Origin of the sequence: Mesorhizobium vachelliae (assembly GCF_033977325.1) — a bacterium.
Taxonomy (GTDB): Bacteria; Pseudomonadota; Alphaproteobacteria; order Rhizobiales; family Rhizobiaceae; genus Mesorhizobium; species Mesorhizobium vachelliae.
In genome coordinates this window covers 151225-162400 of sequence record NZ_JAVIIR010000013.1, presented here as the reverse complement: position 1 = coordinate 162400, position 11176 = coordinate 151225, and the positions used below count along the sequence as shown (strand labels likewise).

At 64.9% G+C, this 11176-nt stretch carries 11 protein-coding genes; 6 read left to right on the top strand and 5 right to left on the bottom strand.

Annotated features, from left to right (window positions below):
• Positions 1–46 precede the first annotated feature (46 nt).
• The gene (locus RFM41_RS25205) at positions 47–877 is read left to right on the top strand and encodes an aldo/keto reductase (protein ID WP_320251933.1); all 831 of its coding nucleotides are present in this window, start codon (positions 47–49) and stop codon (positions 875–877) included.
• Between the two features lie 188 nt (positions 878–1065).
• Here RFM41_RS25205 and RFM41_RS25200 read toward each other — a convergent pair whose 3' ends face one another.
• Positions 1066–1338 carry a hypothetical protein gene (locus RFM41_RS25200; protein ID WP_320251932.1) on the bottom strand — a complete coding sequence of 91 codons (273 nt, stop codon included), beginning with the start codon at positions 1336–1338 and terminating at the stop codon, positions 1066–1068.
• 229 nt (positions 1339–1567) lie between these two features.
• Here RFM41_RS25200 and RFM41_RS25195 point away from each other — a divergent pair, with 229 nt between their 5' ends.
• From RFM41_RS25195 to RFM41_RS25180, 4 genes are all read left to right on the top strand, one after another.
• A complete protein-coding gene (locus RFM41_RS25195; protein ID WP_320252001.1) occupies positions 1568–2572 on the top strand; it encodes a LacI family DNA-binding transcriptional regulator in 1005 nt (334 codons plus the stop codon).
• A gap of 73 nt (positions 2573–2645) precedes the next feature.
• Positions 2646–3437: a 3-methyl-2-oxobutanoate hydroxymethyltransferase gene (locus tag RFM41_RS25190; RefSeq protein WP_320251930.1), complete on the top strand. Its 792-nt coding sequence runs from the start codon at positions 2646–2648 to the stop codon at positions 3435–3437.
• Positions 3438–3444: 7 nt separating this feature from the next.
• Entirely contained in the window at positions 3445–4497 is a 1053-nt protein-coding gene (locus tag RFM41_RS25185; RefSeq protein WP_320251927.1) for a sterol desaturase family protein, read from the top strand.
• 65 nt (positions 4498–4562) lie between these two features.
• On the top strand, positions 4563–5510 hold the full coding sequence (locus RFM41_RS25180) for a substrate-binding domain-containing protein (RefSeq protein WP_320251925.1): 948 nt from the start codon (positions 4563–4565) through the stop codon (positions 5508–5510).
• A gap of 57 nt (positions 5511–5567) precedes the next feature.
• On the opposite strand, the gene RFM41_RS25175 is transcribed toward RFM41_RS25180, so the two are convergent.
• From RFM41_RS25175 to RFM41_RS25165, 3 genes are all read right to left on the bottom strand, one after another.
• A complete protein-coding gene (locus RFM41_RS25175) occupies positions 5568–5867 on the bottom strand; it encodes a hypothetical protein (protein ID WP_320251922.1) in 300 nt (99 codons plus the stop codon).
• An 89-nt stretch (positions 5868–5956) separates the two neighbouring features.
• Entirely contained in the window at positions 5957–6742 is a 786-nt protein-coding gene (locus RFM41_RS25170) for a DUF2270 domain-containing protein (RefSeq protein WP_320251920.1), read from the bottom strand.
• 121 nt (positions 6743–6863) lie between these two features.
• Positions 6864–7070, bottom strand: coding sequence for a hypothetical protein (locus tag RFM41_RS25165; protein ID WP_201414746.1), 207 nt, complete (start codon positions 7068–7070; stop codon positions 6864–6866).
• A gap of 406 nt (positions 7071–7476) precedes the next feature.
• Between RFM41_RS25165 and RFM41_RS25160 the strand changes: the two genes are divergently transcribed.
• Positions 7477–9708: a cation:proton antiporter domain-containing protein gene (locus RFM41_RS25160; protein WP_320252000.1), complete on the top strand. Its 2232-nt coding sequence runs from the start codon at positions 7477–7479 to the stop codon at positions 9706–9708.
• Between the two features lie 63 nt (positions 9709–9771).
• Here the strand turns inward: RFM41_RS25160 and RFM41_RS25155 are convergent, their stop codons facing one another.
• Positions 9772–10980, bottom strand: a complete 1209-nt coding sequence (locus tag RFM41_RS25155) for an MFS transporter (protein ID WP_320251916.1) — start codon at positions 10978–10980, stop codon at positions 9772–9774.
• Between the last annotated feature and the right edge of the window lie 196 nt (positions 10981–11176).

The window sequence follows — 11176 nt, the reverse complement described above, 5'->3', positions numbered from 1 at the left end:
AGCCTACATAGAGCGAGGCACAACACCCTTGCAGAAGGAACCACACATGCCCGAACAGCTCAAACTCAACGACGGCGCTTCCATTCCCCAGATCGGGCTCGGTGTGTGGCAAGTCGATCCGGGCATCACCAGCAAGGTCGTGCGCTGGGGGATCGAGGCCGGCTACCGCCTTATCGATACCGCCGAGGGCTATCGCAACGAGGAAGGCGTGGGCGAGGCGATCCGCGCTGCCGGCGTGCCGCGAGCAGAGCTGTTCATCACCTCCAAGCTCCGCAACGGCGCGCATCAGCGTGACGCAGCGCTGCGCGCCTTCGACGACACGATGCAGAAGCTCGGCATCGATCAGATCGACCTCTTCCTCATCCATTGGCCCGTGCCCAGCCAGAACAAATATGTCGAAGCCTGGAAGACGCTGGTCGAGCTGCAGAAGGCCGGGCGCATCAAGTCGGTCGGCGTCTCGAACTTCAACCAGGACCATCTGGAGCGCATCATCGGCGAGACCGGCGTGACGCCCGTCGTCAACCAGATCGAGCTGCACCCGCGCTTCCAGCAGCACGACAAGCGCGAATTCCACAAGAAGCACAACATCCACATCGAAAGCTGGAGCCCGCTGGGCAGCGGCCGGCTGCTTTCCAACCCAACGCTGGAGAAGGTCGCGAAGAAGCACGGCAAGTCGGTGGCCCAGGTGATCATCCGCTGGCATTTGCAGGAAGGGCTCATCGTCATCCCGAAGTCGATCCACCAGGAGCGCATCGCCGGCAATTTCGACGTCTTCGGCTTCGAACTGGACGCGGACGACATGCGGATCATCCGTGGCCTGGATTCCGCCGACGGCCGCACGGGGCCTGATCCGGCAACCGCGGCGTTCTTGTTCTGAGGCGCGGCCGATCTCCCCTCTTGAGGTCGCCGAGGGCGACGGGGGGCGTGTCACGTAAATTGCCGGCGTCTGTCTTCGCGAAAGGCGCTGGCGTTGAAGGCCCCTCCGGCGTGCCGGCCAATCTCCCCTTTGGGGTCAGAGCAACTGCATATGGAAATTGGAAGCGTTGAGGGAGAGAGGGCGCTAGCCTAACCCTTCGATTCCACCACGATGACCAGCGACTCCGGCACCACGCCATCATAGGCCATCGCGTCGGCGGCCGCCTTGCCCTGCATCACGGCCGTGAGCTTGTCCATGTCCGGAACGTCCATCATCACGGCCACGCGCTTCGGATTCTGCGGGTCAACGAAAGTGCGGATATTGGTGATCCCGAGCGGGCCGAACAGCTCCTTGCGCTTGGGCGATGTGAGCCAGTGGTTCACGCCTTTGCTGATGTCGTGATAGCCGATGATCGTTGGCATTTGAGACCCTCCCGAGATGACGCCGGCGGGTCGAAAGCGCCCACCTTGGCTGCGATCCGTACAGCTTCGAATGGGCGCTGCATTTCATAGGATGTCAATTAGTATTTTCTAATATTGTAGACCGGCAGCTCCGCCGAAAGCGCCATTGCTGCAACGTCCGCCAATGCTCACCTTGGAAATCGCAAAACCTCTGGCTACCCTTGCATCGTGACACCCAGGGAGCCCCGCCATTCCAAAGCCCACCTTCCTCGAAATCGCCCGGCGCGCCGGCGTCGGCACGGCGACGGTCGAGCGCGTGCTGAACGGCCGGGGCGGGGTGCGGCCGCAGACCGTCGAGAAGGTGGTGGCGGCGGCGCGCTCGCTGGATTACCCGCGCCGGCTGCCCGAGGCGCATCGCGGCGTCATCCGCATCGAGGTGATCCTGGTCAGGCCCGACGCGACTTTCTTCGCCAGGCTGTCGCGCGCCTTCGAACGCATCGCGGCGACGCTCGATCGCTCGATCGCCGTCCACCGTACCTTCCTCGACGAGGCGAACCCGGCGGCGATCGCAAAACGCATCCTCGAACCCGATCCGAGGCGCGCGGCGCTCATCCTCGCCGTGCCCGATCATCCGCTGGTGAGCGCAGCGCTTCGCAAGCTCGAGGCGGAGAACATTCCGACGGTGCAGATCGTCACCCAGATCTCCGGCACCAAAAGCATCTATGTCGGCATCGACAATTACGCCGCCGGCCGCATGGCTGGGCTGCTGATGGTCAGGATGCAGCGGCGCCCGGGCAAGGTGGTGGCGCTCTGCCACAGCCAGATCTACCGCGTCCACCGCGACCGCGTGCGCGGTTTCTTCAATTACCTGATTGAGGAGGGGCGGGACTTCGAGCCCATGGCAGCGCTGTTCGGTTTCGACGACGGCGACCGCAACGCCGAGCAACTGCACGAGGCGCTGAAACGCTGGCCCGACCTTGCTGGGCTCTACAACGCCGGCGGCGCCAACACCGCGCTGAACGACGTGCTGCGCAGGCATCCACGCGGTCGCGATATCTTCTTCGTCGGCCACGAGCTCACCGAGCGCAGCACAAGGGGCCTGCGCGAAGGCACGATGGACGTCGTGCTCGACCAGGCGCCCGAGGCGCAGGCGCGCCGCGCCATCGACTTGGCGCTGGCCGCGCTCAATTTGCACGACCTGCCGGTCGAAAACCCGCCGATCCGCTTCATCACCTTCACCGCCGAGAACCTTTGATCTGATTTGATCAAGGAACAGGCGGCGTCCGCAGGGCTTGGGTGTTATCCCCTCGCAAACGGGAGGATAACCGGTGACGAGACGGCTGACGGCCTACGATCTGCAGAGCGCCAAGGGCAGCAGGAAATGGCTGCAACTGCATGTCGACACGCCCGCCGAGGCCGCCGCCGCGGTTGCCTGCGACATCGTCATCCTCTCCTGCGAACCCGACCACAATCTGGAAGCCATCCGCCAGGCGGCACCTTACGCGTTCCTCTCCGTCGGCATGCCGCATGGCGCGGTCGCTTCGCCTGAGGAGGCGGTGCGGCTCGGCTTCGCCATGATGAAGCGCGGCGCCGATGCGGTTTATTCATCGCATTCGCCGCGCTTCATCGAGGCCATGGCCGCCGAAGGCATTCCGGTCACCGGACATGTCGGCTTGGTGCCGAACCGCGCCACCTGGACGAATTTCCGCGCCGTCGGCCGTACGGCCGAAGAGGCCTTCAAAGTGCTGCGCGCGGCAAAGGACTTGGAGAATGCGGGCGCGGCCTGCATCGAAGTGGAAGTGGTGCCGGTCCGTCTTGCCGAGCACATCACGCGCTCGACGCCGCTGATCACCATGGGCATGGGCTGCGGCTCGGCCTGCGACACGCAGTATCTGTTCTCCTGCGATGTGCTGGGCACCCATGCAGGCCATTACCCGCGCCACGCCAAGCGCTATGCCGACTTCGTCACGCTGGAGGCCGAGCTGCAGGAAAAGCGCATCGCAGCCTTCCGCGCCTTCGGCCGCGACGTCGCCGGCGGAACCTATCCGGAAGCCAAGCACCAGGTGGACATGGACGATGCCGCCTATGACCGCTTCCTCACCCTTGCTCAGGCTTTGTGAGATCAGCATGGACGACCTGCAATACGGCACGCGCAACAAGCGAGGCGACTGGGCTCCGAACGAACCGGCCGGCACCGCGCCGCTCTTCGTCTTTCCGCCGCGCCCGCTGGCAGTGCTGAAATGGCTGCCGCATTATTTCCTGCCCTACAACTTGCTCTTCGCGCTCACGGCCGTGGTGTGGTGGCGTTACGTGCTGCCTGACGTCGAGACGATGAAGACGCTTTCCGTCGGCTGGATCCTGCGCCTGTTCATCGTCAACTGCGCGGCGCTGCTGGTCTTTTTCGGCGCCTTCGAGCTTCGGCTGTACATTTTGAAAGCCCAGGGCAACCGCTTCAAATACAACGGCAAATGGCCCTCGGAGCAGAAGAACAAGGCTTTCTTCTTCGAGAACCAGAACATCGACAACATGCTGCGCACCTTCGGCACCGGCATGCCGATCTGGACGGCGATCGAGGTCGCCATCCTCTACGCCTACGCCAATGGCTACGTGCCGTGGCTGACCCTCCTCGGGCACCCCGTCTATCTCTTCCTGCTGGCGCTGGTGGTGCCGGTCATCCACGAGACGCATTTCTTCCTGCTGCACCGCGCCATCCACTGGGGGCCGCTCTACAGATGGGTGCATTCCGTGCACCACAATTCGGTCAACCCGTCGCCCTGGTCGTCGCTGTCGATGCATCCGGTCGAGCAGCTCGGCTATCTCGGCGTTGCCTTCTGGCACCTGATCATCCCGTCGAACCCGCTGCTGGCGCTCTACCAGCTCCACTATGCAGGCTTCGGCGCGATCCCGGGCCATGTCGGCTTCGACAAGGTGGAACTGACCGAGGACAGCGCGGTCGAGAGCCATGCTTACATCCACTACCTCCACCACAAATATTTCGAGGTGAACTACGGCGACGGCCTGATTCCGTTCGACCGCTGGTTCGGCACCTTCCACGACGGCAGCAAGGAAGCCGCAGCGCGCATGGATGCCCGCTACGAGAAGAAGAAGGCGCGCGCCACGCCGCCGCGAGATGACGGCTTGACCAGACAGCCATGCGGAGCGGGTCACCCGTCCGCTTGAGCCATCCCGAAAGGGCCGGAGACAAAGCGGGGTGAACCGGCACCCATCCGCCAAGGGAGGAACCTGTGAAGAAACTTTTGCTATCGACGGCGCTCGCCGCTCTGATATCGATGCCGGCAAGCGCTTTCGCCGCCAAGCTCGGCGTCTCGATCGTCGACTTCGACAACAATTTCCAGACGCTGCTCATGCACGGCATGCAGGATCGCGCCAAGGAGAAGGGCGTCGATATCCAGGTCGAGGACGCGCATAACGACGTCGCCAAGCAACTCGACCAGGTGAAGAACTTCATCGCCTCGGGCGTCGACGCCATCATCATCACGCTGGTCGACACCAATGCGTCCAAGACCATCAGCGAGGAAGCGGCCAAGGCCGGCATTCCGCTGGTCTTCGTCAACCTCGAGCCGTTGGACATGAAGAACCTGCCGGAAAAGCAGGCCTATGTCGGCTCCAACGAGACCGAGTCCGGCACGCTGGAAGCCTTCGAGGTCTGCAAGATGCTGCGCGCCAGGGGCAAGTCAGCCGGCGCCAGCGCCTATATCGTCATGGGCAGCCTTGTGCACCAGGCAGCCCTCCAGCGCACCAAGGATGTCGAGCAGATTTTTGCCACCGACATGTGCAACTTCATCAAGGTCACCGACAAGCAGTCGTCGGAATGGTCGCGTGACAACGCACAGAACCTGATGACCAACTGGCTGACCGCGGGCCCGGCGCCGGACGCCGTCATTGCCAACAACGACGAATCCGCCATCGGCGCCATCCTGGCGCTCAAGGCCAATGGCGTCGACATGAAGAACGTCGTCGTCGGCGGCATCGACGCCACGCAGGACGGCCTGCAGGCGATGAAGGCCGGCGAGCTTTCGGTGACGGTGTTCCAGAACGCCAAGGGGCAGGGCGGCGGCGGTGTGGATGCAGCACTTGCGCTGGCCAAGGGCGAGAAGGTCGACCGGGTGGTCTACGTGCCTTTCGAGCTGGTGACGCCGCAGAACGCGGCGGAGTATTTGAATAAGAATTGAGTGCGCGACGGTGAAGAGTACCCTTCTCCCCTTGTTGCGGGAGAAGGGTAAGGCCGCCTAAATCCCGTCGCCGTCCACCAGCGGCACGTCCTCGCCTTCCCATGGGCTCGGCATTGACGCGCGACCGGCGGTGGGCAGGGGCATCCAGCACCGCAACTCCGGCTCGGCATATTCGACCACGCGCCCGGGCGAGGAGTCCGACGCCCGCCAGCCTTCCTCGCCGAACTGGTCGGCGCGGGACCAATAGGCCATGTCGACCTCGGCCGGTCCCTGCTCGGAGGAGCGTACCGTCACCAGGATGCGGCTGCCGTCCCGCGGCGCGCTCGCCATGTTGCGCCACTGTTCGGTCTCGTCCATGCGATCTCCTCCGTCCTGAAGCATCTCAGGAAATTGCTTGAATGCTTTTCACGATAGTCGCCGCCCGCTGTTGAGGGGTCAACCCGGTTTCACACATGCACGTCGCCGAAGGACAGCTCCCCGTCATCGGCGCGGACCAGGAAGGCGGCGGCAAGCAGCGCGAGATAGCAGGCGGCCACCCCGAACACGACGACGACGCCTGGGATGGGCCCGAGCGTCGCTACCCGGAACGTATCGACGAGCGAGGCGCCGAACCCGATGGGAGAGCCCTCGCGCGACAGGCTCGGCGTCGTGATCTTCAGGATCCAGGCAAGCAGCAGGATCGTGTACATGAAGATGTAGTTGCGGCGCAGCCGGCGGATCAGTGCCGCGCGCTGCGTGATCAGGAAGCGCGGCGAGCGCAGGCCTTCGCCGAGGATGGCGAGCCAGTTGGACGCGTAATCAGGCTGCGGCGAAAAGATCTGGGCGAAGTAGTAGCGCTCGAACTGCCGCACGCGGGCGCGGTAGACATCGAAGAAGCGATATCGCCGCGCCTCGATCCACAACAACAGCGTGATCAGGAGCATAGCGAACAACAGCACGCCGTGATGCGCGCTGGGCGTCGACAGCGATACCGACAGCATCGCCGCCACCACGGTGATCGCCCAGTTGCTGGTGCGGTCGAGCCGGTCGCGCCAGCCGGCCATGCGTGCGATCTCGGCGCGGTGGAAATGCGACAGCGTCGTGGTGAATTCGGAGGAACTGAGCTTCAGCGCCAGCGTGTCGGACGCCCGCGGCGGCGCGGCCTTCTCGCTTGATGTTGCCGGCGCGTTCGCCTCGGTGAATTTCGGGGCCGTGGCCGCGTCGGTGGATTTTGCGGCCTTCGTCTGGGACATTCTGCCATGCGCCTCCCGCCGCAATGGCCGGCCGCGTCCCGACTGAGAACAGGCCGGCCACACCCCATATAGCACAACGTGCGGCCGACCCAAAATGTTCCCGCCTTTTCAGGCGGATAAGTCAGGATGCAAGCGGGGGAAGGCCGCCATTCGCGCGCCGCGGAAAGGGCAGCACGTCGGCCATCGGCCTGGCATGCTGGGCTGCCGCCACAGCCTCGATCACAAGGTCGAGCGCCGCAAGCGCCGCGCGGCTCGTTTCATCGTCGCCACGCAGATAGTGGCATGCCCGGTCGAGGTGCAGGTGGGCGGCGGCAAAGTCGCTTTTCATTAGCTTCTCCTTATTGCCCCGCCTTAGCGGCCAACATCGTTGAGTCGCTTTACCGGGAAGCAAAGATCGGCGGTGGCATTTGATTAGAATTGTAGGGAGCGTTTCCTCGCCCCCGTAAAGCGGGGGAGAGGTGTCCGCGAAGCGGACGGAGAGGGGGCTTTCGTAGAGCGGAAGTCTTCCTCATAGAGGCGCTTTTACCGGTCGAACCGGCGTTCCCCCTCTCCGTCTCGGCTTCGCCGAGCCACCTCTCCCCATTTCATGGGGCGAGGAAAGCCGTGCAACCGATCCTCTGGCCAAATCGTTGTGCCGGTGCGAGGAATGAGGGGTGCATAACTTGTCGAACACGCTCAATCGGCGCCGGTCGCTGTCGGTCTGGATCGCGCTTGGCGCTGTGGCGCTCACCTTGATGCCCGCCGTCGCCTTCGCCGCCGAGAAGACCGGCATGTCCTCGGAGGGCATTTTCGTCGCCGAGCTGATCCTGCTTCTGGTCGTCGGTCGCGGCATCGGCGAAGTGCTGGAGACGCTCGGCCAGCCGGCGGTGATGGGGCAATTGATCGGCGGCATCCTGCTTGGACCCTCGCTGCTCGGCTGGATATGGCCGGCGGCCGAGCGGCTGATCTTTGCCGGCGATCCTTCGCAGAAATCGATGATCAACGCCATCGCTCAGCTCGGTGTCTTGATGCTGCTGTTGCTCACCGGCATGGAGACGGATCTGCGGCTCGTGCGCCGTGTCGGCCGCGCCTGCTTTTCCATCTCGGCCGCAGGCGTGGCCGTGCCCTTCGTGCTCGGCTTCATCGCCGCCCAGTTCATGCCGGCCACGCTGCTCGCGACCGGCAGCGAACGCATCGTCGCCGGCCTGTTCCTCGGTACCGCGCTCTCCATCTCCTCGGTCAAGATCGTCGCCATGGTGGTGCGCGACATGAACTTCATGCGTCGCGATCTCGGCCAGGTCATCGTCTCCTCGGCCATCATCGAGGACACGATCGGCTGGGTGATCATCGCCATCACCATCGGCATAGCCACCAGGGGGCGGATAGAGATCGGCAGCCTGACCTTCACCATCGCCGGCGTCGCCGCCTTCATGGCGTTTTCCTTCACGCTCGGACGCCGCATCGTTTTCGACGCTATCCGCTGGACCAACGACACCTTCCGTTCGGAATATGCGGTGGTCACCGTCATCCTCGCCATCATGGGCGTGATGGCCTTGATCACCGACCTGATCGGCGTCCACACCGTGCTCGGCGCCTTCGTCGCCGGCATATTGGTGGGCGAGTCGCCGATCCTGTCGCGTCACATCGAGGGGCAATTGCGGGGCATCATCACCGCGCTGTTCATGCCGGTCTTCTTCGGTGTCGCCGGCCTGTCGGCCGACCTCACCGTGCTGGCCGACCCGCAGCTCGCGCTGCTCACGGTGGCGCTGGTGGTGATCGCCTCGATCGGCAAGTTCGGCGGCGCCTTCATCGGCGCCGAGGTCGCCGGCATGAGCCGCGCCGAAGGCATTGCGGTGGGCTGCGGCATGAATGCGCGTGGGTCAACGGAGGTGATCGTCGCCTCGATCGGCCTGTCGATGGGCGTGCTATCGCACAACCTCTTCACCATGATCGTCACCATGGCCGTCATCACCACCTTGGCCATGCCGCCGACATTGCGCTGGGCGCTGCGCCGCCTGCCGATCGGCGAGAAGGAGAAGAAACGCCTGGAGCGTGAGGAGATCGACCAGCGTGGTTTCGTCGCCAATCTGGAGCGGCTGCTGGTGGTGGTCGATGAGGGCGTCGTCGGCCGCTTCGCCGCCTATCTTGCCGGCGTCATCGGCGCGGGCAAGCCGACGACGGTGCTGCATTCCAGCGGCGAGATCGATGCCGAGCCGACGGAAGGCCTGCATCTGGAAGAAATGGAGAAAGGTGCGGAGGACAGCCGCGAGGCGGCCAAGAAATCCGACGAGACGCCGGTGCGCGAAGCGCCGGTCACCCGCCGCCAGCATGAAGTGCTTTCGGCCGAGGCGGTCGCGAAGGAGGCGCGCAAGGGCTACGGCATGCTGCTCGTCGGCCTCGGCCGCGCGGTCACCGCCAAGGGCGCTTTCTCGCATCGGTTGAACGAGGTGACGGGCTCCTTCGACGGTCCGCTTTGTCTTGTCCTGAAGCCGGCGGGGGCAGGCCGCCAGATCCCGCAACTCGGCCCGGATTCAGGCAAGATACTTGTGCCGGTCAACGGCACCGCGGTTGCCCGCCGCGGCGCCGAACTGGCCTTGGCCATTGCCGCCGTCACCGGCGCGCAGGTCAAGATGCTCTATGTCGCGCGCGCTGGCCGCGAAGAGCCGCGCGACACCGTCTCGCATCGTCGTCGGGAAGCCGTGCTGAAGGACATCGTTGCGCTCGCCGACCGCTATGGCGTCGAGATCGAGACGGCGATCCGCAGCAGAGCCGCTGCCGCCGATGCCATCGCCCGCCAGGCTGGCCGCAACGTGGCGTTGATCGTCATGGGCGTGGCGCGGCGCCAGGGCGAGGAGCTCATCTTCGGCGAGACGACGACGGCCGTCTTGCGCCGCAGCCCACGCCCGGTGGTGCTGATCTCCGACGAGCGGGTAAAACGCGACGAGAGCGACCGCGAGGCTGTGCGCACGGGCACGGGGACGGGGTAAGCGGCGGATCTCCCGCACGCTCGGTTCCTCGCCCGCCGAGGCGGGGCGAGGAACCGGTGCTCCTCACGCCATCTGCAGTTTCTGCCGGCTGGGTTGCGGCGGGAAGGCGATGGCGATGCCGGCCGCGCCGAGACCAATGAGCGCCGAGCCGATGAACAGCCAGTGGTAGCTGGCAGTGGCGTCATAGATCATGCCGCCGGCAAGCGGCCCGAGCGACATGCCGAGGCTCGAGAGCATCGTCGCCGCGCCAAGCACCGTGCCGATGATGCGCAGGCCGAAATATTCGCGCGCCAGCACCGCGTAGAGCGGCATCACGCCGCCATAGGTGGCGCCGAAGATGACGGCCAGAAGGTAGAACTGGTCGAGCTGGCCGGCGGTGAGATAGGCGGCGATCACCAGGCCCTGGATGGCGAGCCCGGCGACCAGCACCGGCTTCACGCCCAGCCGGTCGCCAAGCACGCCGTAGAGCACGCGCCCGCCAAGGCCGGCCAATCCCTCGACGCTGTAGATCGACACGGCTGCCATCGGCGCGACGCCACAGGACATGGCATAGCTCACCATGTGGAAGATCGGGCCCGAATGCGCCGCGCAGCAGGCGAAGAAGGTGAGGCCCAGCACAATGAATTGCGGCGAGCGCAGCGCCTGGCCGACGCTCATGCCGGGATCGTCGGTGGCAGGCGTGCGCGTGCCGTCGCTTGCTGCTGCCGCCGCAGGCGGCTGGCGCACCAGGAACACGGCGGGAATGAGCAGCACCCAGGCCATGACGCCGATGTCGAACATGGCGGTGCGCCAGTCATAGGCCGTGATCAGCCAGCGCGCGAAGGGCGAGATGGTCATCGGCGCAACACCCATGCCCGCTGACACCAGCGAGACGGCGAGGCTGCGATTGGTGTCGAACCAGGCGGTGGTGAGCGCGATCATCGGCGCGAAGAAGGCGCTGGCTGCCAGGCCTACGATCACGCCATAGCTCAGCTGGAAGACGATGAGCGAGGTGGCGCGGCTCGCCACCACCAGCGACAGTCCAAGCAGCACCGCGCCCGCAAGCACGACTGGCCGCGCGCCGACCCGGTCATAGATCGCGCCCCAGGCGAAGCCGCCGAGGCCCATCACCAGGAAATTCAAGGTCATGGCGCTGGAAATGCCGGTGCGCGACCAGTTGGTGTCGAGCGACATCGGCTCCAGGAAGATCGCCAGCGAAAACATGGCGCCGAGCGCCACGCAGGTCATCAGCGCGCCGGCCGCGACGATGACCCAACGATAGGAATGGTTCATGGTTCTGCTCCCATGCCGTAAGGCATCCTGTTTGATGCGGCGCAGTTTTTCCAGTCCACCGGGCCGCTTGCGTCCGAAGGACGCCAGGTTGGGAGCCGATCCTACAAATCCGGTTGCATTTTTTATCTGGATTTTTGAAAGAGCGGATAGTTCGCTATCGCCCGCAAGGCCGAGCTCCTTCGCGCCGGCGTGTCAG